The sequence below is a fragment of the Streptomyces sp. NPDC029526 genome (genome assembly GCF_040637405.1).
In the GTDB taxonomy this organism is placed as follows: Bacteria; Actinomycetota; Actinomycetes; order Streptomycetales; family Streptomycetaceae; genus Streptomyces.
Map to the genome: position 1 here is coordinate 82,353 of NZ_JBEZWE010000007.1, position 26,104 is coordinate 108,456.

General features: G+C 73.1%; 17 protein-coding genes. 14 read left to right on the forward strand and 3 right to left on the reverse strand.

Going from position 1 to position 26,104, the window contains the following annotated elements:
* The first annotated feature begins 115 nt into the window (after positions 1–115).
* The 3 genes from AB0F01_RS18085 to AB0F01_RS18095 all read left to right on the forward strand — a co-directional run bounded on the left by AB0F01_RS18085 (position 116) and on the right by AB0F01_RS18095 (position 2,223).
* A complete protein-coding gene (locus AB0F01_RS18085; RefSeq protein WP_362096233.1) occupies positions 116–742 on the forward strand; it encodes a TetR/AcrR family transcriptional regulator in 627 nt (208 codons plus the stop codon).
* An 81-nt stretch (positions 743–823) separates the two neighbouring features.
* Positions 824–1,525 carry a ribonuclease HII gene (locus AB0F01_RS18090; protein ID WP_362096236.1) on the forward strand — a complete coding sequence of 234 codons (702 nt, stop codon included), beginning with the start codon at positions 824–826 and terminating at the stop codon, positions 1,523–1,525.
* A 68-nt stretch (positions 1,526–1,593) separates the two neighbouring features.
* Complete coding sequence (locus tag AB0F01_RS18095) at positions 1,594–2,223, forward strand: hypothetical protein (RefSeq protein ID WP_362096239.1); 630 nt, start codon at positions 1,594–1,596, stop codon at positions 2,221–2,223.
* Positions 2,224–2,481: 258 nt separating this feature from the next.
* Here the strand turns inward: AB0F01_RS18095 and AB0F01_RS18100 are convergent, their stop codons facing one another.
* Positions 2,482–3,096: a hypothetical protein gene (locus tag AB0F01_RS18100; protein ID WP_362096241.1), complete on the reverse strand. Its 615-nt coding sequence runs from the start codon at positions 3,094–3,096 to the stop codon at positions 2,482–2,484.
* A gap of 475 nt (positions 3,097–3,571) precedes the next feature.
* On the opposite strand from AB0F01_RS18100, the gene AB0F01_RS18105 reads away from it, so the two are divergent.
* Entirely contained in the window at positions 3,572–5,731 is a 2,160-nt protein-coding gene (locus AB0F01_RS18105; RefSeq protein WP_362096244.1) for a RecQ family ATP-dependent DNA helicase, read from the forward strand.
* 39 nt (positions 5,732–5,770) lie between these two features.
* On the opposite strand, the gene AB0F01_RS18110 is transcribed toward AB0F01_RS18105, so the two are convergent.
* Positions 5,771–6,022 (reverse strand): hypothetical protein, encoded by a 252-nt coding sequence (locus AB0F01_RS18110; protein ID WP_362096247.1) that lies wholly within the window; start codon positions 6,020–6,022, stop codon positions 5,771–5,773.
* A gap of 1,100 nt (positions 6,023–7,122) precedes the next feature.
* Here AB0F01_RS18110 and AB0F01_RS18115 point away from each other — a divergent pair.
* The 7 genes from AB0F01_RS18115 to AB0F01_RS18145 all read left to right on the forward strand — a co-directional run bounded on the left by AB0F01_RS18115 (position 7,123) and on the right by AB0F01_RS18145 (position 19,682).
* Positions 7,123–8,982 (forward strand): DUF4192 domain-containing protein, encoded by a 1,860-nt coding sequence (locus AB0F01_RS18115; protein WP_362096249.1) that lies wholly within the window; start codon positions 7,123–7,125, stop codon positions 8,980–8,982.
* Positions 8,983–9,903: 921 nt separating this feature from the next.
* On the forward strand, positions 9,904–12,138 hold the full coding sequence (locus AB0F01_RS18120; RefSeq protein WP_362096252.1) for a glycogen debranching N-terminal domain-containing protein: 2,235 nt from the start codon (positions 9,904–9,906) through the stop codon (positions 12,136–12,138).
* Positions 12,139–12,269: 131 nt separating this feature from the next.
* A complete protein-coding gene (locus tag AB0F01_RS18125; RefSeq protein WP_362096255.1) occupies positions 12,270–13,028 on the forward strand; it encodes an NUDIX hydrolase in 759 nt (252 codons plus the stop codon).
* A 126-nt stretch (positions 13,029–13,154) separates the two neighbouring features.
* Positions 13,155–15,542, forward strand: a complete 2,388-nt coding sequence (locus AB0F01_RS18130; protein ID WP_362096258.1) for an ATP-binding cassette domain-containing protein — start codon at positions 13,155–13,157, stop codon at positions 15,540–15,542.
* Between the two features lie 163 nt (positions 15,543–15,705).
* On the forward strand, positions 15,706–16,593 hold the full coding sequence (locus tag AB0F01_RS18135; protein ID WP_362096261.1) for a FadR/GntR family transcriptional regulator: 888 nt from the start codon (positions 15,706–15,708) through the stop codon (positions 16,591–16,593).
* A 581-nt stretch (positions 16,594–17,174) separates the two neighbouring features.
* Entirely contained in the window at positions 17,175–18,707 is a 1,533-nt protein-coding gene (locus tag AB0F01_RS18140) for an RNA polymerase sigma factor (RefSeq protein ID WP_362096264.1), read from the forward strand.
* A 147-nt stretch (positions 18,708–18,854) separates the two neighbouring features.
* Positions 18,855–19,682, forward strand: coding sequence for a serine protease (locus AB0F01_RS18145; RefSeq protein WP_362096267.1), 828 nt, complete (start codon positions 18,855–18,857; stop codon positions 19,680–19,682).
* A 701-nt stretch (positions 19,683–20,383) separates the two neighbouring features.
* Here AB0F01_RS18145 and AB0F01_RS18150 read toward each other — a convergent pair.
* Positions 20,384–20,614, reverse strand: coding sequence for a hypothetical protein (locus AB0F01_RS18150; protein WP_164336075.1), 231 nt, complete (start codon positions 20,612–20,614; stop codon positions 20,384–20,386).
* 439 nt (positions 20,615–21,053) lie between these two features.
* Here AB0F01_RS18150 and AB0F01_RS18155 point away from each other — a divergent pair, with 439 nt between their 5' ends.
* From AB0F01_RS18155 to AB0F01_RS18165, 3 genes are all read left to right on the forward strand, one after another.
* Entirely contained in the window at positions 21,054–23,177 is a 2,124-nt protein-coding gene (locus AB0F01_RS18155) for a DNA topoisomerase IV subunit B (RefSeq protein WP_362096270.1), read from the forward strand.
* 707 nt (positions 23,178–23,884) lie between these two features.
* Positions 23,885–24,433, forward strand: a complete 549-nt coding sequence (locus AB0F01_RS18160; protein ID WP_362096273.1) for a DUF485 domain-containing protein — start codon at positions 23,885–23,887, stop codon at positions 24,431–24,433.
* Positions 24,430–26,025: a cation acetate symporter gene (locus AB0F01_RS18165; RefSeq protein WP_362096276.1), complete on the forward strand. Its 1,596-nt coding sequence runs from the start codon at positions 24,430–24,432 to the stop codon at positions 26,023–26,025. Before AB0F01_RS18160 ends, AB0F01_RS18165 begins: the two co-directional genes overlap by 4 nt.
* The last annotated feature ends 79 nt before the right edge of the window (positions 26,026–26,104 follow it).

Genomic DNA, 26,104 nt, shown 5'->3' on the forward strand with positions numbered 1-26,104 from the left:
AAGCCTTCGTCGTCCGGCACGTCCCCCGCTGCGCCCGAACGACGCGCCACCATCCCTACGACGCACGCCCCCATCCCCGAAAAACCCGCTCCTTTTGCTCGTTGGAGAGAGTCAGATGGACACTTCGAGCCGGGCCGACGCCCAGGCCCGGACCCCCGCCGCCTCCCGCCGCCGCGGTGCGGTCCTGGAACGCGCGATCCTCGACGCCGCCCTTGATCAGCTCAGCACGGTCGGATGGAACGGCCTGACCATGGAAGGGGTCGCCGCGGGCGCCCAGACCGGCAAGGCCGCCGTCTACCGGCGCTGGCCCTCCAAGGAGGACCTGGTGGCGGACGCCCTGCGGGCCGGACTGCCGCCGTCGGGGCCGGCACCCGACGTCGGCAACGTGCGCGACGACCTGCTGACCCTCTGCGTCCGGACACGCGACGCGATGTTCTCCCGGTCCGGGCTCGCCCTGCGTTCGGTCATTCACGAATGCGACACCACCCAGGCGGACCGCTTCCACGCGGTCATCTTCGAAGGGGTCGTCGAGCCCACCCTCGCCCTGCTGCGCGAGGTGATCGAGCGTGGTGTCGAACGCGGGGAGGTGCGCAGCGACGCGGCCAACGACTACGTGTGTGACGCCATTCCGGCGATGATGATGTACCGCTCGAAGGTGTGCGGGAGTGAATGGACGGACGAGGATCTGACCGACATGGTCGACCAGTTGATGGTTCCCCTGCTGCGGCCGGAGACCCGCTGACCGGCCGTCCCGGCGGCCTGCGGGCCGATGGGGGAGGCGGGGTGTCGCGGCCCGCGGCGGGCGGCGTACGCTAAGGGCGCCATGCCGTACGAACCACCCACCCACACCGTCGAGCGCTCACTCCGCGCCACGACCGGGGCGAAGATCATTGCAGGTGTCGACGAGGTGGGGCGCGGCGCGTGGGCCGGACCGGTCACCGTCTGCGCGGCCGTCACCGGACTGCGCCGACCCCCCGAGGGCCTCACCGACTCCAAACTGCTGACCGTCAAGCGCCGCACCGAACTCGCCGAGACGCTGCGGGCCTGGGTGACGTCGTACGCCCTCGGGCACGCGTCCCCCGAGGAGATCGACGAGATGGGGATGACGGCCGCCCTGCGGCTGGCGGCGGTCCGCGCCCTGGACTCGCTGCCGGTCCGGCCCGACGCGGTGATCCTCGACGGCAAGCACGACTACCTCGGGTCGCCCTGGAAGGTCCGGACGGTCATCAAGGGCGACCAGTCGTGTGTGGCGGTCGCCGCGGCCTCGGTGATCGCCAAGGTGCAGCGCGACAAAATGATGGCCGAACTGGGCCTCGACCATGCAGACTTCGGTTTCGCGGACAACGCCGGGTATCCGTCACCGGTGCACAGGGCCGCACTGGAGGTCCGGGGACCCACTCCGTACCACCGGATGTCGTGGGCGTATCTTGATGCGCTGCCCCAGTGGCGGCACCTCAAGAAGGTCCGCACCTGGGCCGAGGAAAGCGTTCCGGCGATCGACGGTCAGCTCGGCTTCGAGTTCTGACGGTTCCGTTCGCACTCATGTGCCACCCGGCGGCGCGAGCCGTACCAACCTCTGATAAGAAACAGCCCATGCCTCTCATTCCCGAGGAGCCTCAGATTCACGAGAGTGCCCAGGGTCCCCGCGCCACGCCGGCCAGCGGCCGCACCGCGCCGACCCCCCGCCCCGTACCCGGTCCCCGCCCCGCGGCTCCGCCGCGTCCCGGCCGCCCCGGACCGCACCGGTCCGCACCGCCGGCGCAGCGCACGGCGCGTGACGCGACCCCCACGGCCAAGCCGGGCCGTCCCGCCCCGGCCGCAGCCGACTCGCCCACCGCACAGGTCCAGTTGATCCCGGCGTCCGCCGAGGGGGCGCTCGACGCCGCCGAGGAGGCCGTGGACCTGCTGCTCGACTCGGGCCGCGCCCCGGGTGACGTGCTGGTGATCACCACCGGTGAGCCGCACCCGTGGGCCACCCACGAACTGTCCTTCGGCGAAGCCTCCTACTGGGCCCAGCACGACGCGGGCGACGACGTCTTCTACGCGGACACCGCCGTCGCGCACCGCGCCGCGTCCCGGCCCGTCGTCGTGGTCGCCGTCAACGGCGGTCCCGAAACGGCCGCCGTGACCGCCCTGTCGGTCGCCCACGCCAAGTCCGGTGCCCTGCTGATCGTCTGCGGCGACCCGCAGCGCATCAACGCGGTGATCGGCGCGGGAGTCTGAGCCACCCGCCCCGGCATCCACCGACGCCGGGGCCGGGGGCACCGCACGGGGGCCCGTCGCGGGGCCGAGGGCCGTCCGCGCCTCACGGGACGGCCAGGTGGCCCTGCCACCACCGTCCGTCCTCGCCGTCCGTCCGCGCCGTGCGTCCTCGGGATGGCACCGCGCGGCGTGCACCTGCCGTACGGCCGCCTCAGGCCGCTCTCCGACGGGCCGCCGCGGGGCGCGGAGCGTCAGGCGCCGGTGGGCGGCGCGCGGACGTCAGCGCGCGGCTGCCCGGCGCATGACCTCCGAGGCGACGCCGCCCGTCCGGGGAACGCGCGCAGGCGCCTCCGACAGCGCGACCGGCTCGGGTGCCGAACCCGCGCTGGGGCGGCGGCCGCCCCGGCCCTCGCCCAGGACCTGCCAGCCGTCACGCGTCAGCGTGATGTACGCGCCGCAGCGCAGCCCGTGCAGCGTGCAGGCGTCCCGCAGGCCCCACATCCACGCGCCGTCCTCCTCGGTCCACCGGGCGTCCCCCTCCCGGCAGTAGAGGAGCACGGCGGTGCGCACCGGAGTGCGGCGCCGCAGGTCGTGCGGGATGACCCGGCGCAACTGGGCGAGCAGGGCGTTGCGGAACATCCAGCCGTCCGCGGGCGCCGGCCGGCGGGTGAACGAGGCGCTCGCACACAGCCGTTCGTCCGGGCCGAGCACGGCCACGACCGCGGTCGCCGGACCGGGACGGTGCCGGGCGTGCAGACCGCTGACGACCTCACGCGGGTTGCGCAGCAGCGGGATGCCCGCGGCGGCCCACTCCGCTGGTTCGAGCACACGGTGGGCGGATGCGGCGTGCGCGGACAGCGATGCCGCCGAGGACGGAGCGAATCCGAAGGTCACGGTCCTCCCTTCGGCTACGCCCACACAGCGGGCGGGGTCGGATTCGGGGAGCGCGCACGCAACAGCGCCCTACCTGGGCGGCATACGGGCCGTGCGGGTGCGGACCTCAATTCTTCCTGGCGAACTGAGCCGCGGCAACGAGCAATTGGGGCAGCCGGTCGTTATCGGGTGATGCGCGGCTAATATCCCCGCCCCCGGGTCCCTGGCACCGCACGGTCGACGGCCGGCCCCGCACCGTTCCTACGCCCTCCGAGTGCGGGCCGTCCAGAGCCGTGCACACAGCGTTCCGACACCCGGTGACGGCCGTCGGCGGCAGAGGGCTCGCCGGGGCGCTTCGGGTCGGTGACCGGCTCCACGCCCGGCCGGGCGGCTCCGGCCGTCCTCGATCCGCGCGCGGCGGAGCACCCTGTCGTGAGCCCTTGGCCGTGCCGGGCGGATTCGCCGATTGTCAGTGGGATCGGGTTGCATGGGAGGCATGGACAACCTGGAGCTCCGCGCCGAAGCCGATGCCGTCCTTGCTGAGCTCGTCGGTGCCCCTGGGGGATCGGCGCGGCTGCGGGAGGACCAGTGGCATGCGGTGTCGGCCCTGGTGGAGGAGCGCCGGCGCGCTCTGGTGGTGCAGCGCACCGGCTGGGGCAAGTCGGCGGTGTACTTCGTGGCCACCGCTCTGCTGCGCAGGCGCGGCGCGGGCCCGACCGTGATCATTTCGCCGTTGCTGGCGTTGATGCGGAACCAAGTCGATGCCGCGGAGCGGGCCGGTATCCGGGCCCGCACGATCAACTCGGCCAACCCGGAGGAGTGGGAGACGATCTACGGGGAGGTCGAGCGGGGTGAGACCGACGTTCTCCTCGTCAGCCCGGAACGCCTCAATTCCGTGGACTTCCGCGATCAGGTGCTGCCCAGGCTCGCGGCCACGACCGGTCTGCTAGTGGTCGACGAGGCCCACTGCATCTCGGACTGGGGGCATGATTTCCGGCCCGACTACCGGCGGCTGCGGACGATGCTGGCGGAGTTGCCGGCGGGGGTGCCGGTGCTGGCCACGACGGCGACCGCGAACGCGCGGGTGACCGCGGACGTCGCTGAGCAGCTGGGCACGGGCGGTGGGGACGCCCTGGTGCTGCGAGGGCCGCTGGACCGGGAGAGCCTTCGGCTGGGTGTGCTGGAGTTGCCGGACGCGGCGCACCGACTGGCGTGGCTGGGGGAGCGTCTGGGGGATCTGCCGGGTTCGGGGATCATCTACACGCTGACGGTGGCGGCGGCGGAGGAGGTGACCGCCTTCCTGCGGCAGCGCGGATATCCGGTCGCCTCCTACACGGGGAAGACGGAGAACGCCGACCGGCTGCAGGCGGAGGAGGACCTGCTGGCGAACCGGGTGAAGGCCCTGGTCGCCACCTCGGCGCTGGGCATGGGCTTCGACAAGCCCGATCTCGGCTTCGTCGTCCACCTGGGCTCGCCGTCGTCGCCGATCGCCTACTACCAGCAGGTGGGGCGTGCGGGGCGGGGCGTGGACCACGCGGACGTGCTCCTGTTGCCCGGGCGGGAGGACGAGGCGATCTGGGCGTACTTCGCTTCGGTGGGCTTCCCGCCCGAGGAGCAGGTCCGCCGCACCCTGTCGGTGCTGGAGGAGGCGGGGCGTCCGTTGTCGCTGCCGGCGCTGGAGCCACTGGTGGATCTCCGACGCTCGCGCCTGGAGACGATGCTGAAGGTCCTGGACGTGGACGGCGCGGTGAGGCGCGTGAAGGGAGGATGGGCCGCTACGGGGCAGCCGTGGACGTACGACGCGGAGCGGTATGCGTGGGTCGCGAAGCAGCGGGCGGCGGAGCAGCAGGCCATGCGGGACTACGTGGCGACCACGGGATGCCGGATGGAGTTCCTGCAGCGGCAGCTCGACGACGAGAAGGCGGCCCCGTGCGGTCGTTGTGACAACTGCGCCGGCCCTTGGCTGGAGGCGGCCGTCCCTCCCGGGGCCCTCGCGGCGGCAGCGGGTGAGCTGGATCGGCCCGGTGTCGAGGTCGAGCCCCGCAAGATGTGGCCGACGGGACTGGCCGCGGTCGGCATGGATCTCAAGGGACGCATCCCCGCAGACCGGCAGGCGAGCACCGGGCGGGCGCTGGGCAGGCTGTCGGACATCGGCTGGGGCAACCGGCTGCGGCCGTTCCTGGCGGCGCAGGCGCCGGACGGCCCGGTCCCGGACGACGTGCTGAACGCCGTCGTGACCGTCCTGGCGGACTGGGCCCGCTCACCGGGAGGCTGGGCCGGCGGCTCCCCCGATGCGGTGGCACGGCCGGTGGGCATCGTCGCCATGCCCTCCCGCACCCGCCCCCAGCTGGTCACATCCTTGGCCGAGGGCGTGGCACGGGTCGGCAGGCTCCCGCTGCTCGGCACCCTGGCCTACACCCCCCAGGCCGATCAGCACGCTGCGCACCGCAGCAACTCCGCCCAGCGGCTGCGCGCCCTGGCCGGCTCGTTCACCGTGCCCGGAGAACTCGCCGCCGCCCTGGCCGCCACCCCCGGCCCGGTCCTGCTCGTCGACGACTACACCGACTCCGGCTGGACCCTGGCCGTCGGCGCACGCCTCCTCCGCCAGAACGGGGCGGACCAAGTGCTCCCGCTCGTTCTCGCCCTGGCCGGGTAGGTGCACTCTGCTGGCCTTGGCAGCAGGGCAGCCAGGTGTCTACTGCTCGGAGTCGGGACCGAAGAGTGATTCCTGCCGGTATGCCTGATGCGCGTACGCATTGTCCTTGGAGGTTCGAGTCCGATTGCGTTTTTGTCGGTCTCGGACGGACTCGCTGCTGTTTTCCTCGGCGACGAGGACATTCTGACCTTCGCTGGCGCGACGCTTGACCATCGACCACAACTGCTCTCGGGTGGTGCGGATCGTGCCGACCAGCCCTTCCTTGACCGGTTCGACAAATTGTCCTTCCACAAGGTGACGTTCGACTCGGTCGTAGCCCAGCAGCCGAGCTTGACTGCCTTTCTGGGGCGGCCGGCTCCGGAGCCGTCGTGCGGCGCCGCTGACCGTGGATGACGCCCTCGATGCCGACTCACGCATCAGCCGATCGACGTGCAGCGCGCCACCCGAGGCCCCTGCGCGGACCAGCGCACGAGTGACTCGGCGGGCGCCGTAGGCACGGCCGGACTCCGCCAGCTGTGACCAAGGGAATCAGTCCGTCGTCACGCGGGCGGTGGGACGACTTCGGGCGCGCCGTGCTGGCGAGGTACGTCGATGGCGAGAGGTCCAGCGCCCGGCGGACGAGACCGCCCCCGAGGCTTTCTCGCTCAGGTAATTGATCACCTGCGCGGCCTCGTCCGGGGACGGTCGATCTCCTGGGCAACAACACCGACGCGGCTTTCAGGACCTCGTTAGCCTGTCTCAACTCGGCGTTCTACTTGCAGAGTTCACTCAGATGTCGCGTTCGGCGGTGGTGAGACGGTCGTCACCCTCGCCGGCTTCGGTCTCGGCCTGGCGGCACACGAGCGCAGGGCTCCTTGTAACCGCCGAGGTCGCGAGCGACATGGGCCACAGGCCGTCCGGTCGAGCAGACCTTGCGGGCGGCGCGCTCGTGGAGCGCATCGGGTACTACGGGGTGCCGGCCCTCGGCCTTTTCCGTCCTCACCCTGCATCTGACCAGCCCAGAGTGGGAGTGGAAGGGCTCAGTGACGGGCGGTCGCTGAGCGGGGCGGCGGTCCCGGCGCGGCCCGGCAGCCGTGCTGCTTGTGACGTGACCCTGCTCAGAGTTATCCACAGGGTAAGCGGACGATTGCGATCCGCGAGATCGTCCTCACATGACGCATCACATCGAAACGACCGGATCCCCCGAAAACGGCGACATGGCCGACCGCTGTGCAGGAGACGGCGACCGTCACCCCGCGGCCGAGGCCGAGGACGGTCACGTCGCCGGGAGGGCGCGGCGGCCCGCTGGTGACGACCGGCGGCCCACCGTCGACGAACACCGATCGGCAGTGCACGCCCGGCGGGCCGCTGACGACGACGGTCACCCCGCCGCCGGCGAACACCGACAGGTAGTGGACGACCCGCGGCTCGACGGGAGCGACGGCCCCCTCGATGACGGCGACCGTCCGCGCGAACGGGGAGTGCGGCAGGGGCAGGACGGTGCATCGGGTCCTGCGACTGCGGAAGGCCCCGGAGCTCCCGCGGAGCCGGCTGCCCCCCTCGCCACCGGGGCCGCGCCACCCCATGGCGAGGGCAGCCCGCCCCGGCTCGTCGCGCCCGACCTCGGCTGCACCGCCTACCGAAGCCACGGCGACCCGCAGCAGGTCACGCTCCGCAGCCCCGCCGAACTCGCCGACGCGCTGCCCTACATCCTCGGCTACCGGCCCGAGGACAGCATCGTCCTGGTGGCACTGCACGAGAAGGACGGGCAGGGGCGGTTCGGCGGCCGGGCCCGCCTCGGCATCCCGGCCGACCGGGACGACTGGCCGTCGGCCGCCCGGCAGCTGACCCGCGGGCTGGTCCTCGGCAGTACCCGCCGCGGGACCCCTCCCGAGCAGATGATCCTCTTCCTGTGCAGGGAACCGGAGCGCGGCGTCTCCGGCAGGGAGGTCAAGGAACACCTCGCTCCGCTGGCCCACGCACTGCGCGTGGAGTGCGGCGCCCTCGACGTCCCGGTGGTGGAGGCCCTGTGCGTCTCCGACGGCCGCTACTGGTCGTACTGCTGCGACATCCAGGAGTGCTGCCCGGCCGAGGGCACCCCCATGGGCCTCGCCGGCACCTCCGTGGTGGCCGCCGCGGCCACCTACGCGGGACTCCAGGTCCGTGGCACCCTGCGCGAACTGCGGGCCAGGCTCCAGCCGAGGGAGGGCTTCGCGACCGTGGACCAGGAGGCCGCCCTCGACGCGGCAGGGCTGAAGCTGGTGCCCCGCATCCTCGACGAGGCGGGCCGCGTCGCGGTGGCCGACGAGACCCTGCGCCTCGCCGAGCGGGTCCGGCGCCGCTTCGCCGCCGCCCCGCCTGTCTCCGGCGCCCTCCCGTCGGACCTGCGGGACGACGAGCTGATCCGCCACGACGAGGCCGCGACCCTGATCCTCGGCCTCCAGGACCGGACGACACGCGACCGCGCGGCGGAGTGGATGGAGGGCGAGGAGGCGGTCCCGGCCCTCCGCCTGTGGCGTGCTTTGGCCCGCCGGTGCAGCGGCCCGTACGGCGAACACGCCGCGGCTCCCCTGACGCTCGCCGGGTGGGTCGCCTGGTCCACCGGCGACGAACTGGAGGCCCGCGAGGCCTTCGCCATGGCCCTCGGCGCAGACCCCGACTACCTCTTCGCCCGACTGCTGCACCAGGCCTGCAACGAGGGCCTCGACCCCGAGTCGGTCCGACGGTGCCTGCGTTCGGAACGATCCGTCCGGGCCGGCGACCGCGGCGGTGACGGCGAGGCTGGCGGTGACAGCGAGGGTGGCGGCCACGGCGGGAGCGTCGGCTCGCGGGGTCCCACGCTGCCCGGTGCAACCGGGGCGCCCGACAGGGCAGTTCGGGGAGCCGACGGTGCCACGGCGGCCGAAGCCGCACCCCTCGGTGCCGGGGACGCAGCGTCACGCCGCCGGAGTCATGGGCGGGAGCCGGAACCCGGAGGTTCTCCGGCCCGCCGACGCACGCGCGCCGATGGCCGCAGGCCCAGTGCGCGCATCCCCCGGCAGCGCGCGTGGGCGGGCACCACGCACCCCGGAAGCGGTGCACGGGGAGGACCCCGCCCGGGCTCCGCGTCCGTCGGCGGCACCCGCCCGACCGGCCCGCGCCCCGGGACACCGGGCCGGGGAGCCTCTCGCCACCCCGGAGGTGCTGCCGGGACCGGCACCGGCGAGGCGGGCCCGCAGCACGCCCCGGGCAGGCCGGGGCACGGCGACGACGGTGGCGAAACGGAGCGCTGAGGGAGCGGGGAGGGGGAGCTGAAGGCGGAGAGGGAAGGGGGAGTTGTGATCCCCGTGGCGTCGGATCACCGGTCGTTCCGCATCCCGGAAGCGGGTGGTGTGCCGCAGCGTGGACTCCCCGGCCGGTTGGGAGCCCGTCCGGGGCGGGTTCACGCACCGGAAGGCGTGTCTCCTGGGACCAGGACTTGGTGCGGGCCGCTTACCGGGTTGCCGCCCGACCGACAGGCCGACCGGCCCACTGGTGCGAGCAGCCCAGTGGTGCGAGCGGCCAACTGGTGTGACCCGTGGGACCGGTCATCGGGTCCGGACTGTCGGCCTGCCGGCATGCCGACTTGCCGGCTGGTCCCGCCGGTCCTCGGAGGCGACGGCGACGAGCGACCGGCGGTCGGCGACCGGCGACCCGCGCGGATGCGGAAGCGGCGACGGCCGCCCGTCGAGGGGGCGCCCGGCCGCCGATGTGGCGTGAGGCCGCCTACGGCACCCGCAGGTGTCCGCCTCCCCGCGGGCGTGACCGAGGGAGGGCGGCGCCGTTGATCGGAGGGGCGGAACGCCTTCACTCGGCGGGACGCCGACCCGCCCGCGCCCGGCCGGAGTTCGCCGCAGCGTCGGCGGGGTCCGAGGCCCGTCGAGCGCAGAGGAACCCCAGCCATGCAGCAGCCGTCTTCAGCCGCCCCGGCGGATGATCGCCGTTCCGTTTCCGGGGACGTTTCGGCTCCGGGGCTCGCCGACCGGCACCGGGGTGCGGAACCGACCGGAGGCCCGAGCCACTCCACCGACGCGACGATCCCGTCCATCGGCGAGCAGCACCCCGGTCCGCCCCGGGAACGCGGGCCCGGCCCCGTCGGGACCTCGGCCGCACCGCCCGACCAGGCCCGGGCAGCCCTCCGGCTCGGAGCCGGTGAGCAGGGGAGAAGATCCGGGATGCCCCGGCCGGGCGGCGGGCCCAGTTGGGCCCGGGAGCCCGTCGGCCCGGCCGGTCAGACGCAGCACCCCGCCCCGTACACGTCCGCAGGGCTCGATCGCGCCACCGTCCGGCTCCCGCAGTCCGACGACCGCACCGCCACCCGGCTCCGGCAGCCCGACCGGCCCGGCGATCCGCACCCGTCCGCCCGGGCCGTCCAGGACACGGCCGGAGGCGCGGGAACCGCTGCGGCCACCCCTCCCGCCGCGGGTCACCGGACCACGCCCGGCAGCGCGCCCCGCCTGCTCGCGGAACTGCCGGCGGTACACACCACGCTGATCGGTGTCGCCCTCCCCGGTCTCGTCATCACCACGAAGGAAGGCCGGTTGACCGGGCACGGGCTGGAAGGGTTCTACCAGGCAGGTACCCGTCTGCTGTCCCGCTGCCGGCTGCGGGTGGCGGGGCGCGAACCGCTCGCGGTGCAGGCCCGGACGATCGGCGCCGACCGGGTGCGGTCGGTGGAGACCCTCAGAGCCTCGGGGGAGTCGGGACCGGACCCGGACGTCCTGATCGAACGGATCCACTCCGCGGACGGCACGGAGCGGATCACGCTCCACAGCGCCGCACCGCACTCACTGCGGCTCCCGGTCGAGGTGGCGCTCGGCACCGACCTGGCCGACCTCGCGGCGATCGCCGCCGGGGACGCGGGGCCGGAACTGCCCGCCCACGTCCACACCTGCGGACTGCGCTGGTCCGGTGGTCCCCGGAGCGCGACGGTCACGGCCGAACCGCCGCCCGCCGATGCCCTGGCCTCCGCGGGGGTCCTGCGCTGGGAACTCGAACTGCCGCCGGGCGGCCGGGCGAGCGTGCTCCTGCGTGTTCGTCCCGGCGGGCGGACGCCCCCGCGTGCCGTCGGACACGGGGCCACCGGTCCGCTCGCTCCCGCACGGGCCACGGGTGAGGACGGGCGGATCGCCGGGCTGCTGCGGACCGGCCTCGACGACCTCCGGTCCCTGCTGCTGTGCGACCCCGTCAACCCGTCGGACACCCATCTCGCAGCCGGCGCGCCCTGGCGCTGCGGTCCCGCACCCGCCGACGCGCTCGCCGCCGCCCGCATGGCGCTCCCGCTGGGCACCGGCCTCGCCTCGTGCACCCTGCGCATGCTCGCCCGGGCCCAGATGCCCGGACCGGGCCCGCACGCCGGGATGATCCCCGGGCCGCGCAGGGACGCCGGCCCCCACGTGCCCCCGAGCTGCACCGGAACGGAGGCCACCCTCCTCTTCCCCGTCCTGCTGGCGGAGGCCCGGCGCTGGGGCCTGCCCGACCGGGACACGGAACAGTTGCTGCCGGCCGCCGAACGCTGTCTGGCCTGGTTGCGCAACACCGTGCGCGACGGTCTGTACCTGCCCGATCCGCAGCCCGGCGGGCCGTGCCGCGCCGAGACCCAGGCGCACGCCCACCGTGCGGCCCTGCTCGGCGGTGACCTGCTCGACGCCTTCGGCAGACCGGGCGGTGACGAACTGCGGCAGTGGGCCCGGGCCGTGCGGACCGCCTTCCGGGACGACTTCTGGATCGACGTCCCGGGCGGCGGCCGGCCCGCCGCGATCCGTGCGAGCGACGGACGTCCCGTTCCGCACGCGGGCGCCGCGGCCGTGCACCTGCTCGACACCGGACTCCTCGCCAGGGGCGAGCCCGCCCCAGGGCTGCTCGACCGCGCCGACGCCGGTCTCCTGGCCCGAGTGCTGGGCGGGCCCGGCATGGACTCCGGCTGGGGGCTGCGCGGACTGGCCGTCCGGGACCCGGGATACAACCCGTTCGGTCACCGGTCGGGTGCCGTGCGGGTGCACGAGACCGCCCTCGCCGTGGCGGGTCTCGCCACGGCAGGCCACGAGGCGGAGGCGACGTCGCTGCTCCGGGGCCTGCTCGCGGCGGCCGAGGAGTTCGACCACCGACTGCCGGAGATGTACGCCGGGGAGCAGAGGACGGAGGGGAGCGCACCGCTGCCCCACCCGGCGGCATGCCGCCCCGCCGCCACGGCGGCGGCGTCCGCGGTGCTGCTGCTGACCACGGTCGCGGGGATCCGTCCCGACGCCCCGGCCGGGACCGTGTCCCTGCACCCGATGGCCGACGCCCCGCTCGGCGAAGTGGGCATCACCGGGCTGAACATCGCCGGTGCGCCGTTCTCCGTGCGGGTCGGGCGGCTCGGTGTCGCCGTGGTCGAGGAGGCCGCCGACGGTCTCCAGCTGGGCGTCTGACCTGCCCCGACGGGCCGCGGCAGGGAAGACCGGACCGGAAGACCGGGACCGTTCGGGACCGATGATGATCAATCGTGGGCGGGGCCGGAGAAGGGAGTGCTTATCGTCAGTGAGACGACTATGATCGCCGCATGCCCTACGACCCGTCAGCCTTCCCGCCCTTCGCCGTCACCGTGGACCTGGTCGTGCTGACCGTACGCCGTCACGCACTGTGTGCGCTGGCGGTCCGCAGGGGCGAGCCCCCCTTCCAGGGGCGCTGGGCCCTCCCCGGCGGGTTCGTGCGGGCCGACGAGGACCTGGCACAGGCGGCGGCGCGCGAACTGGCCGAGGAGACCGGCCTCCACGTCCACGACCCGGGCGTCCCGGTCCAGGACAACGGGGCCCACCTCGAGCAACTGGCCACGTACGGCGACCCGAAGCGCGACCCCCGGATGCGGGTCGTCAGTGTCGCGCACCTCGCCCTCGCCCCCGACCTGCCCGCCCCCAGGGCCGGTGGCGACGCGGCCAACGCCCGCTGGGCGCCGGTCGAGGAGTTGCTGCTGCTCGGCGGCCACGGCCGGGACGGCGGCCAGGTCGCACCCCTCGCCTTCGACCACGCGCAGATCCTCGCGGACGGCGTCGAGCGGGCCCGCTCGAAGATCGAATACTCATCCCTGGCCACGGCGTTCTGCCCGCCCGAGTTCACCGTCGGAGAACTGCGGAGGGTGTACGAGGCGGTGTGGGGAGTGGCCCTCGACCCGCGCAACTTCCACCGCAAGGTCACGGGCACCCCCGGCTTCCTCGTCCCCACCGGCGGAACCACCACCCGCCAGGGCGGACGCCCCGCCCAGCTCTTCCGAGCCGGGGGAGCCACTCTGCTCAACCCGCCGATGCTGCGCCCCGAGGTGTGACGCCGGGCCCACACGGCCGGCCTTGACCCCCCGGGCCCCCGGGCCTCGGCCTTCCCTATCGGTGTCGTCGGCCGCCGGGCCCCGCGGTGCCCGAAAAACCCCTTATAGCGCGCTATCTTGCTTCGGGTGATCGAGGCCATCGGACTGACCAGCAACCCCCGCAAAGAGCTTCCGCCCGCCGTCGACAACGTCTCCTTCGAGGCGCACGCCGGCCGCGTCACCGCGCTGCTCGGAGCACCGGGCGCGGGCAAGACCACGGCACTCAGACTCCTGCTCGAACTCCAAAGCGGCCGGGGTGTCGCCCACTTCAGGGGACGCCCGCTGCACCGCATCCCCCGGCCCGCGAGCGAGGTCGGCGTCCTGCTCGGTGACGTACCCGGCCACCCCGCCCGTACGGTCCGAGGGCATCTGCGCATGCTGTGCGCCGCCGTCGGCGCACGCGCGGACCGTGCTGACGAAGTCCTCGACGCGGTCGGCCTGGTGAGCCTGCGCGACGAACGCCTGGGCACGCTCTCCCGGGGCACCGACCGCCGCCTGGGCCTCGCCTGCGCCCTGCTGGCCGATCCGCACACGCTCGTGCTCGACCAGCCCACCCGTGGCCTCCCCCCACGTGAGCACCGGTGGCTGCACGCCCTGCTCCGGGCCCACGCGGAACAGGGCGGCACCGTCCTCTGCACGACGGCCGACCCCAAGGAGGCGGCACGCATCGGCGACCACGTGGTCACCCTCGACGGGGGCAGGGTCGTCGCCGACCAGGACGGAGCGGAGTTCTCCCGCACCCGGCTGCGCCCCCGGGTCGCCGTCCGCAGCCCTCACGCCGCCCGCCTCTCGGTGCTCCTCAGCAGGGAGGCCCGCGCCGCGCGGCGCTCTGTGGAGGTCGTGCCCGAGGGCGGCAACCACCTCCGTGTCTACGGCAGTACATGTGCCGACGTGGGCGAGATCGCCTTCCGCCACGGCATCGTCGTGCACCAACTGGCCGACGAGGTGGGGGACATGGGCCCGGGAGCCGGTGACGAACGCCGGGCCGTCCCCACCGGCGCGACCTCGGACGGCAGGCCGGCGCCCGTGCGGTCGGTGGACCGACCCGGACGCGGCACGGAAGCCCGCCCCGCACCCGGACCGGCGCCGGAGCCGCTCAACGACCCGGAACGGCGGCGGGAACGCCAACAGCAACGGGAACGCCAACAGCAACGGGAGCGGCAACGGGAACGGGAACGGCACGCAGGTGCGGAGCAGGAAACGGAGCCGGATTCGCGAGCGGAGGTCGAGTCCGCCCCATCGCCGGGCCCCAGATCGGAGCCCGCACCAGAATCCGGGCCGCACCACGCACCGGAACTCGGGCCGGACCCCGGACCGGCACCCGCACCGGACCACACACCAGAACCCGCACCGGACCCCGCACCAGAACCCAGGCCGGACCACGCACCCGACCCCGGGCCGGGACCTCGGTCGGGCCCCGAAGCGCCGCAGGCGCCGGAACCCTCGCCTGCCCCTGCTCCCTCCGTCCCTGCCCCTGCTCCCCTTGATCCCCCTGTCCCCGTCTCCGTCCCCCCGGGAGCCGCCGTCGCTGCCACGTCGGCCCCCGGTCCGGGCCCGGGGCAGGAAGGGGGCGGTGGGGCTGCGGCTCCCGTTCCGGTGGGGGGCCCGGAGCCCGCGGTCCCGTCCCGCCACCCCCTCGCGGGGCGCGCCGGCACGACGTCGACGGCCCCCGTCCGGCTGCCGCCCCCGCTCTCCGTCCGTCCCGCCCCCGCGCCGCTGCGCCCCGTGCGCTACGAGTTCCGGCGCGCCGCGGGTACCGGGACCGCGCCGAAGGTCATGGCTGCGGTGATCATCGTGTCCGCACTCACGGCGGTCCTGCTGGCCCGGATCGGGCACACCCCGCAGCCGCGGCTGCTCGCCGCGTGGCCGAGGGAACTCCCCCTGCCTCCGGCCGCGATCGGAGCGGGTCTGCTCGGGGCGCTGGCCTTCGGCGAGGAGTTCCGTCACCCCGTATGGGCGGCGGACCGCGGCACGGTGTCCCGGCGGCTGGGTCTGCTCCTGGCCAAGCTGCTGGTGGCCTCGGTCGCCGCGCTGCCGCTCGCCGCCCTGACCGTCGTCTGCGACGCCCAGGTGCTGGCGCTGGTCCACGGACCGGAGTTCGCCGGGGTGCCCGCCGACTGGCCCGTGCTGAGTGCGGGTTGGCTCGGTCTCGTGACCGGGTGCGCGTGGGCCGGGGTCCTCGGGGCGGGCCTCTTCCGGTCCACCACCGCCGGGCTCGCCGTGGTCGTCGCCGTGCCCCTGCTCGTCGTCCCGGCCCTGGAATGGGTGACCCGGGGCACGCAGGTGCGAAGTGCGGTCGGGTTTCCGCAACGGGTGCGCGAGGCGCTGCCGCTCCGGTGGCCCTTCGGAGGAGAGCAGTATCTGGACGGGGCGTTGCGCATGATCGGTCAACCCGTCGGTGGGGCGCTGGTGTTGTCGGTGGGGGCTCTGGCCTGCGCGTTCCTGCTGAGCACCCGGCGCGGCCGGGTCCGATGACGACTGTCCTTGTCCCCGCTGTTACGGCCGTGTGCGCAACTCCCCGTGGAAAGCCCATTTCTTTCCGATAAGGCGTCAATTGCGACGGGGTGAGCGATCACCCTTTCGTGTGCTTTTCACCAAAGCCCTCAAGGGAGTTGAGGGCCGCGCCGACAAAAGATGCGTGAGTACCCTTGCGCACACCATGATGACCACCGCCCGCACCGCCGACGCCGGCCTCGCGAACCCGGGCGAACTCGACCGCTACCCCTTCGCGGAGGCACCTGTCGCCGACCGTGTCGGGCCCCCCGTCTGGGACGGAGCGGACCCGGAGCTGGCCCGTGTCGGCCGTCGCGCCGCGGGCAGCCGCGGGCGCGGACTGCACGGACAACTCGTCCAGCAGCTGGGACAGATGATCGTCTCGGGTGATCTGGGCGCCGACCGGCCGCTCGTTCCCGAGGAGATCGGCCAGCGTTTCGAGGTGTCCCGTACCGTCGTCCGCGAGTCGCTCCGGGTGCTGGAGGCCAAGGGTCTCGTCAGTGCCCGCCCCAACGTCGGCACGCGGGTGCGTCCGGTCAGCGACTGGAACCTGCTCGACCCGGACATCATCGAGTGGCGCGCCTTCGGGCCCCAGCGGGACGACCAGCGCCGAGAGCTCAGTGAGCTGCGCTGGACGATCGAGCCGCTGGCCGCCCGCCTGGCCGCCGGGCACGGGCGGGACGACGTCCAGCAGCGCCTGACCGACATGGTGGAGATCATGGGGCACGCCATGGGCCAGGGCGACGCCCTCACGTTCGCCCGGGCCGATGCCGAGTTCCATTCTCTGCTCATCCAGGTCGCCGGGAACCGCATGCTGGAGCACCTGTCCGGCATCGTGAGCGCCGCGCTGCACGTCTCGGGAGGTCCGGTCACGGGCTGTGAGCGGCCGACGGAGGCGTCGCTGGGGCACCACGGCCGTATCGTCGACGCCCTCGCCGGCGGCGACGGTCCCGCGGCCGAGGCGGCCATGCGCCAGCTGCTCACGGTCCACCCCGAGGTGGAACGTGTGGTGCCCGCGCCCCGCGAACACTGACCGCAGTGAACGGACGGCGGATCCCGGCGCGTCACCCCCCTCCTGTGGCGGCGCCGGGCCGCCCGTCCTCCGTCGGCGCCCGCGCGACCGTGCTCGGTCCCGCGGGCGCCCGCGGGCTCCCCGGATCACCCTTCGGCCCCGCACGGCCGGCTGAGCCCCGCCCCGGGCGCCGAGCCGTGCCGTCCGCCCGCACCTCCCGAGGGTCCGGAGCCTTCCGGGGCACCCAGGCTGTCCCGGGTGCCGTTCAGGGCGGCCCGGAGGTTCGCAGGAGCCCATGACGGGGCAGTCGATGACCGAGTGGGACAGCGCTGTCTCCGCTTCTGACCGCTCATGTCGCTGTATGGCAGCTTTTGCATGTTTATGGGGTGTGACTCGGGCCACGCGGAATGGGCGTAACGCTCCTGAGCAGAACGCGATGACCTAATTGGTGGCAGCCACGGAGGGAATACGGACGCCGACGACGGCGCTGTGCTCTCCCGGTCCCCACCCGCACCGTCGGCCCAATCCCCAAGTCGGCGGTCGGCTCCTGTTCGACGTGGACGGGGCCGGAAGCCGTTTTCCAACGTTCCGAGAGGTTGTTCGTGTCGGCCAGCACATCCCGTACGCTCCCGCCGGAGATCGCCGAGTCCGTCTCTGTCATGGCGCTCATTGAGCGGGGAAAGGCTGAGGGGCAGATCGCCGGCGACGACGTGCGTCGGGCCTTCGAAGCTGACCAGATTCCGGCCACTCAGTGGAAGAACGTACTGCGCAGCCTCAACCAGATCCTCGAGGAAGAGGGTGTGACGCTGATGGTCAGTGCCGCAGAGCCCAAGCGCACCCGCAAGAGCGTCGCAGCGAAGAGCCCCGCCAAGCGGACCGCCACCAAGACGGTCGCCGCCAAGTCGACGACTCCTCGGAAGGCCACCGCGACCGCCGCCACCCCGGCGGCGCCCGCCGCGGACGAGGCCGGCGAGGAGGAGGTGCCCGCCAAGAAGACCGCGGCGAAGAAGACGACCGCGAAGAAGGCGGCCGCCAAGAAGACCACGGCCAAGAAGACCGCCGCCAAGAAGACGGCGGCCAAGAAGACCGCCGCGGAGCCGGGCGACGAGGAAGCGATCGAGGAGCCCAAGGCCGCGGAGGAGCCCGAGGGCACCGAGAACGCCGGCTTCGTGCTCTCCGACGAGGACGAGGACGACGCGCCCGCCCAGCAGGTCGCCGCCGCCGGCGCCACCGCCGACCCGGTCAAGGACTACCTGAAGCAGATCGGCAAGGTCCCGCTGCTCAACGCCGAGCAGGAAGTCGAACTCGCCAAGCGCATCGAGGCGGGTCTGTTCGCCGAGGACAAGCTGGCCAACTCCGACAAGCTGGCGCCGAAGCTCAAGCGCGAGCTGGAGATCATCGCCGAGGACGGCCGCCGCGCCAAGAACCACCTCCTGGAGGCCAACCTCCGTCTGGTGGTCTCCCTGGCCAAGCGCTACACCGGCCGCGGCATGCTGTTCCTGGACCTGATCCAGGAGGGCAACCTGGGTCTGATCCGCGCGGTGGAGAAGTTCGACTACACCAAGGGCTACAAGTTCTCCACGTACGCCACCTGGTGGATCCGGCAGGCGATCACCCGCGCCATGGCCGACCAGGCCCGCACCATCCGTATCCCGGTGCACATGGTGGAGGTCATCAACAAGCTCGCGCGCGTCCAGCGCCAGATGCTCCAGGACCTGGGCCGCGAGCCCACCCCGGAGGAGCTGGCCAAGGAACTCGACATGACCCCCGAGAAGGTCATCGAGGTCCAGAAGTACGGCCGCGAGCCCATCTCCCTGCACACCCCGCTGGGCGAGGACGGTGACAGCGAGTTCGGTGACCTCATCGAGGACTCCGAGGCCGTCGTCCCGGCCGACGCCGTCAGCTTCACGCTCCTGCAGGAGCAGCTGCACTCCGTGCTCGACACCCTCTCCGAGCGCGAGGCGGGCGTCGTCTCCATGCGCTTCGGTCTCACCGACGGTCAGCCGAAGACCCTCGACGAGATCGGCAAGGTGTACGGGGTCACGCGCGAGCGCATCCGTCAGATCGAGTCCAAGACCATGTCGAAGCTGCGTCACCCGTCGCGCTCCCAGGTGCTGCGCGACTACCTCGACTAGGCCACGGCCGACTCGGACGCACGACCACGCGACGGCCCGGTCCCCCCTGTGCGGGGGGCCGGGCCGCCGCGCTGTCCCGCGGGTGCGGGCCTGCGCACGGTGGATCACCCTGGGTGTCCAACGACCACCCCAGTGTGAGGAGTGCGCATGCGTCGTCGCCTTGCCCGGGCCCTGTCCCGGCCACTGGTCGTCGCGGCCGCGGCAGCCGCGATACCGCTGACCACGGCCGCCCCGGCCGCCGCCGACAGCATCGTCGTCGGCGGTTTCCCCGTCGACGTGTCGGAAGGGCCCTGGACGGTCGCGCTGTCCAGCCGTGACCGGTTCGGGGGTACCCGGGCGGGACAGTTCTGCGGGGGAGTGGCGGTGGGGAGGACCACCGTGCTGACCGCGGCGCACTGCATGGACGAGAACGTGCTCGGGGCGTCACCGGACCGGGTGCGCGACCTCAAGGTCATCACCGGACGCACGGACCTGCTCTCCGAGGAGGGCCACGAGATCGCCGTCCGGTCCACCTGGGTGAACCCGGGCTACGACGCCGGCACCAACTCGGGCGACTTCGCCGTGCTCAACCTGGCCGAGGCGCTTCCCGAGGGCTCCGTGATCGGCATGGCCGCCGCCGGGGACCCCGCCTACCGGGCGGACACGCGCGCCACCGTCTACGGCTGGGGCGACACCACGGGGGGCGGCTCCTACGCCGGGAGCCTGCACGCGGCACGGGTCCGCGTCCTGCCCGACCAGCTGTGCCGTGCCGCATATCCGGGCAGTGCCGACGGCGCCTACCGGGCCGACACCATGCTGTGCGCCGGTGAGGTCGCGGGCGGGCGGGACGCCTGTCAGGGGGACAGCGGGGGGCCGCTGGTGGCCGAGGGACGGCTGATCGGCCTGGTGTCCTGGGGGAGCGGCTGCGGCTGGGCCGGCAGCCCGGGGGTGTACACGCGGGTGTCCGAGGTCCTGCGGACACTCGGCTGGGGCTGAGCCCCGCGCAGTGGACGGGGCCTGAGCCCCGCAGCAGTGGACGGGGCCCCTCACCGCCGCCGTCCTGGAGGGTGCCCGACTCGATCCGCAAGGGCCGGCTCCATTCGGGTGGTGAGTTCCGGGCTCCGTGTAGTTCAGGTGGTTCGGATGCATCCCGGTGAGTTCCGGGCTCCGTGTGGTTCGGGTGCATCTGGGTGGTGGCGAGCTCTCGGCTCGGCGCTGGTCCGGTGCATTCCGGGTGGCGGGCTCCGAGCGACCAGCCCGGACGGAGCGCCGTGGGTCAGCGGCAGCCCTGCGTGGTGTCTGCCGGAGCCGGGTACGGCCTCGGGGGCCCGGTCCGACGTCCAACGGGGGGCCTCCGTCCCGGTCCCGGTCCTGGTCCTGGTCGGGCACGGACGTGCCGGCGCGGGCCACAGGGGTGTGGGCGTTGCGGGTGTGAGGCGGCAGCAGGTGTCAGGGGCGGCCCGCCTCAGGCCCTCGCAGGGCGCACCGGGGGCGAGTGGTGCCCCGGCAGTGGGCACGGGGGCAGGCGGCCCGTTGCGCAGCGCGTGCGGGCCGCTGGGGGGGAGGGGTGCAGGGTGCGGGTGAAGGAATGGGGCTGAGCAGCGCGCTCGCGCCGATGAGCCGGGCGGCCACCTCCGGTGGGGAGGTGGCCGCCCGTGGGCCGGCCTGTGCCGGTCTGGCTCGTCGTTGCGCGAGTGTCAGCGCTCTTCGGCGGAAGCGGTCGCCGAAGGGGACGTCAGACGCTCGGTCTCGTCCTGTATCTCAGCGGCGATCTTCTTGAGTTCCGGCTCGAACTTGCGGCCGTGGTGGGCGCAGAAGAGCAGTTCTCCGCCGCTGAGCAGGACGACGCGCAGGTATGCCTGGGCGCCACAGCGGTCGCAGCGATCGGCGGCCGTCAGCGGGCTCGCGGGGGTCAGAACAGTAGTCACGTCGCCTCTTCTCTAGCTCGACGAGCTGTCGTACCAGGGTCAACATCCAACCAGCCCAAAACGTTCCCGCTCGAGGCTTCTTCTCGAAAAATCTTTCCGAGTGGTCGGTTGTTGCCGGTTGGCGGCGAATGTGCCGTATTGCGTGTCTGATGTGTCGTACGGATTCGCGTCGTCTTCGGGTGGTCGGCCCTCCCGGCTGGGTTGCCGGTCGTTCATGAGGACGTGCCCGGAGCCTAAATGGTTCATGCCTCCAAGGGAACGTGATGTGTGCTTCACCCCATCGAGGGATCGAACAGGCATGCGACCCTGGACTAGGGTGTCCGGGGACGAGGGTGGCGTGACAACGGCTCTATCAGGCCTCGGTACCCTCTCACCGGTGACTGAAGCGCCGCCCTTACCCATCAGGGCCCCATCTGAAATTCAGCGAGGAGCGAACCGCGTGACCGCCGAGACGTCCGTGCCGTCCACAGCTCTGCTGGCAGGAGCAGACCGCGACGGTGGCAATTACACCGCTCGGCATCTGCTCGTCCTCGAGGGGCTCGAGGCCGTGCGCAAACGCCCGGGCATGTACATCGGATCGACCGACAGCCGCGGTCTGATGCACTGCCTGTGGGAGATCATCGACAATTCCGTGGACGAGGCCCTCGGCGGCCACTGCGATCACATCGAGGTGGTCCTCCATGACGACGGATCGGTGGAGGTCCGGGACAACGGCCGCGGCATCCCCGTCGACGTCGAGCCCAAGACCGGTCTGTCCGGCGTGGAGGTCGTGCTGACCAAGCTGCACGCCGGCGGCAAGTTCGGCGGCGGCTCCTACGCCGCCTCCGGCGGTCTGCACGGCGTCGGCGCCTCCGTCGTCAACGCGCTGTCCGCCCGCCTGGACGTGGAGGTCGACCGCGCGGGGCACACGCACGCGATCAGCTTCCGGCGCGGCGTCCCCGGCGCGTTCTCGGGAGCGGGGCCGGAGGCGAAGTTCGAGGCCGGCAGCGGCCTGCGCAAGGCCAAGAAGATCCCCAAGAGCCGCAGCGGCACGCGGGTGCGCTACTGGGCCGACCGGCAGATCTTCCTGAAGGACGCCAAGCTCTCCCTGGAGACGCTGCACCAGCGGGCCCGGCAGACGGCGTTCCTGGTGCCCGGCCTGACCATCGTGGTGCGGGACGAGTACGGCCTCGGAGACGGCGGGAGCAAGGGGGAGGAGTCCTTCCGCTTCGACGGCGGCATCAGCGAGTTCTGCGAGTTCCTGGCCTCCGACCGGCCCGTGTGCGACACGCTCCGCTTCAGTGGCCAGGGCACCTTCAAGGAGACGGTCCCCGTCCTGGACGACCGCGGCCAGATGACGCCCACCGAGGTCACCCGGGAACTGGGCGTCGACGTCGCGCTGCGCTGGGGCACCGGCTACGACACGACGGTGCGCTCCTTCGTCAACATCATCGCCACCCCCAAGGGCGGCACCCACGTCGCGGGCTTCGAGCAGGCCGTGGCCAAGACGATGAACGAGGTCCTGCGCGCCAAGAAGCTGCTGCGCGTCGCCGAGGACGACATCGTCAAGGACGACGCCCTGGAGGGCCTCACCGCGGTGGTCACCGTGCGGCTGGCCGAGCCGCAGTTCGAGGGCCAGACCAAGGAGGTCCTCGGCACCTCGGCCGCCCGCAGGATCGTGAACAACGTGGTCTCCAAGGAGCTCAAGGCGTTCCTGACCTCCACCAAGCGCGACGCGGCCCAGCAGGCCCGTGCGGTCATGGAGAAGGCGGTGGCCGCGGCCCGGACCCGGATCGCCGCCCGCCAGCACAAGGACGCCCAGCGTCGCAAGACGGCTCTGGAGACCTCCACGCTGCCCGCCAAGCTGGCCGACTGCCGCAGCGACGACGTCGAGCGCAGCGAGCTGTTCATCGTGGAGGGGGACTCGGCGCTCGGCACGGCGAAGCTGGCCCGGAACTCCGAGTTCCAGGCACTGCTGCCGATCCGCGGCAAGATCCTCAACGTCCAGAAGTCGTCCGTGACGGACATGCTCAAGAACGCCGAGTGCGGGGCGATCATCCAGGTCATAGGAGCCGGGTCGGGGCGGACCTTCGACATCGACACCGCCCGCTACGGCAAGATCATCATGATGACCGACGCCGATGTGGACGGCTCCCACATCCGCACCCTGCTCCTGACGCTGTTCCACCGCTACATGCGGCCCATGGTCGAGGCGGGCCGGGTGTTCGCCGCGGTACCGCCGCTGCACCGGATCGAACTGGTCCAGCCGAAGAAGGGCCAGGACAAGTACGTCTACACGTACTCCGACCGGGAGCTGCGTGACAAGCTCATGGAGTTCCAGAGCAAGGGCGTCCGGTACAAGGACTCGATCCAGCGTTACAAGGGTCTCGGCGAGATGGACGCCGACCAGCTGGCCGAGACGACCATGGACCCCCGTCACCGCACCCTGCGCCGGATCAACCTCACCGATCTGGAAGCCGCCGAGCAGGTCTTCGACCTGCTCATGGGCAACGACGTCGCCCCGCGCAAGGAGTTCATCTCCAGCTCGGCGGCGACGCTCGACCGCTCCCGCATCGACGCGTAGAGCGCGGGTCCCGGCACCGCCCTGCGCAGGCCCCGGCCGCCTGCCGTCGGATCCCCGCGGGCGGTCCCGCGCGTCGAGCCGACGCGAGCCAGGGCCGTGTGCTGCGGGCTGCCGGAGCTGCCCGCCGCTGTCAGGAGGAGGCCCGGCCCCGGCCGAGCGGACGGCCTCTCGCCGACGGTCCGGCTCCGTGCGCCGGGGACCCTGTCCCGGCTCCGTGCGCCGAGGAGCCCATCCCGGCTCCGTGCGTCGGTAAGCCCGGTGCGGTGCGGTGTGGCACGTGCCGACGCCTGAGACCGACGTCCTGGCGGCCGCCCTCAGGCATCGGCCAGGACCGGTACCACCGTCCCCGCCCTGCCCGGCCCGGGGCCGAGGCGTCCCCGTGCGGCTTGGGGGTGGGGCGTCCCCGTGCGGCTCGGGGGCGGGCCCCCTCGTGCGGCCCGGGGCCGGGAGGCCCCGGACCGGCTCCGGTCGGGCGCTGCCGCCCGCCTCCGGACGGCCGTGGCCACCCCTCGGCCGACGCCCCGCACCGTCCACGCGCCGTCATGCGCCATCACACCGTCGAGCGCCCCCCTGCTGCCGCGTCCGGCCGGGAGTCCGGCACGGCCCGGGGGCGCACCGACGCCGCGACCTGCGTCAGGGTCACCTGATGGGGTGAAGTGATTCGGGAAGAAGAGTCGGGGATCTTCCCGTTCTGTCCATCCTTGGGCATGCAGCAGAACAACGACCGCCCTCGCGCCGCCGGGGGTGGTCAGCAGAGTGCCGCCGATCCCGCGGACGGGCCCCGCCAGGCCCCCGGGGACGCCGGTGACGTGAGGTACGACGACCCCTGGTACGACGCGCTCGCCTCCGGCTGGGGCGAGTCCGCGCACCCCCAAGGTGCCCCGGCGCCGGTCCCGTCGGCCCGCCGGGAGGCTTCCGGGGGCACCAGCGCCGACGTGTACCTCGAGGTGCAGCGCAGCGCGGCCTTCCAGGAGGTGCGAAGCCGGTACCGCCGCTTCGTGATCCCCGGCGCCGCCGCCTTCCTGACCTGGTACGTGGCCTACGTGGTGACCGCGACCGGCGCACCGGAGCTGATGGCGCGCCCCGTGGCCGGGGCCGTGAACGTCGGGATGCTCGCCGGGCTCGGGCAGTTCCTGACCACCTTCCTCCTCACCTGGGCCTACGCCCGGCACGCCCGGCTGCGCCGGGACCGCGCCGCGCTCGACCTCCGCTGGGACACCCAGGAACTGACACGCGGACGGGGCGGAGCGGCATGACGGGGGATCACCAGACGCTCGCACTGCTGCTGTTCAGCGCCTTCGTCGCGGTCACGCTGGCCATCACCACCTGGGTGAGCCGCCACCGGCAGGGCTCCCCGGAGGAGTTCTACGCCGGCGGCCGGCTCTTCTCACCCATGGAGAATGGTTTTGCCATCGCGGGCGACTACATGTCGGCCGCCTCGTTCCTCGGCATCTCCGGCCTCATCGCCCTCTACGGCTACGACGGCATGCTCTACTCCGTGGGCTTCCTGGTGGCCTGGCTGGTGGTCCTCCTCCTGGTCGCGGAACTGGTCCGCAACTGCGGCCGGTTCACGCTCGCCGACGTCGTCGCCGCCCGGATGAGGGAACGCCCGGTGCGCATCGCGGCGGGAACCTCCTCGGTCGCCGTGTCCGTTCTGTACCTGGTGGCGCAGATGGTCGGCGCGGGCACGCTGGTCGCGCTCCTGCTGGGAGGCACCGGCACGGTCGCGCAGTCGTGGACCGTGGTCGGCGTCGGGGCGCTCATGGTGATCTACGTGTCGTTGGGAGGGATGCGGGCCACCACCTGGATCCAGATCGTCAAGGCGGTCCTGCTGCTCGGCGGCACCGTCGCGCTGACCGTGCTCGTGCTGCTGCGCTTCCACGGGGACGTCAACCGCCTGCTCCTCACCGCCGCCGAACGCAGCGGCCACGGCGAGGCGTTCCTGGCGCCCGGCCTGGCGTACGGCAGTGACCTCACCGCCCGCTTCGACTTCATCAGCCTGGGGATCGCCCTGGTGCTGGGCACGGCCGGGCTGCCGCACATCCTGTCCCGGTTCTACACCGTGCCCACGGCCCGGGCGGCCCGCCGCTCGGTGGTGTGGTCCATCGGTCTCATCGGCGGCTTCTACCTGATGACGATCGTGCTCGGGTTCGGCGCCGCCGCCCTGGTCGGCACCGACGCCGTGCGGGCCTCCCACGCCTCGGGCAACACCGCCGTCCCGCTGCTCGCGCTCGACCTGGGAGGCGGCGCCGGGTCCACCGGCGGCACCGTGCTGTTCGCGGTCGTCGCCGCCATCGCCTTCGCCACGATCCTGGCCGTGGTCGCCGGAATCACCCTCGCCTCCTCCGCCTCCGTCGCCCACGACCTCTACGCGTCCCTGCGGCGCCGGCGGGGCGCCCGAGGATACAGCGAGGTGGCCGTGGCCCGCGTCGCCGCCGTCGGCATCGGTGTCGTCGCGATCGGTCTCGGTCTGCTGGCCCGGGACCTCAACGTGGCCTTCCTGGTGGGCCTGGCCTTCGCGGTGGCGGCCTCCGCCAACCTTCCGGTGCTGCTCTACTCGTTGTTCTGGCGCGGCTTCACGACCCGCGGCGCCGTCTGGGCCGTCTACGGCGGTCTGGTCCCGGCCGTGGTGCTGGTGCTGCTGTCCCCGGTGGTGTCCGGCAGCCCGGAATCCCTTTTCCCCGGCGTCGACTTCCAGGTCTTCCCGCTGCAGAACCCCGGCCTGGTCTCCATCCCGGCGGGCTTCCTCGCGGGCTGGCTGGGCACGGTCACGTCCGGCGACACCCCGGACGAGGCCAAGCACGCCGAAACCGAGGTGCGGTCCCTCACCGGAGCGGGCGCCGTGTAGGTCGGGCCTTGACGGGCCACCGGGGTCCACCGGGCCATCGGGGTCCACCAGGCCGCCGGGGTCCACCGGGCGGCCTACC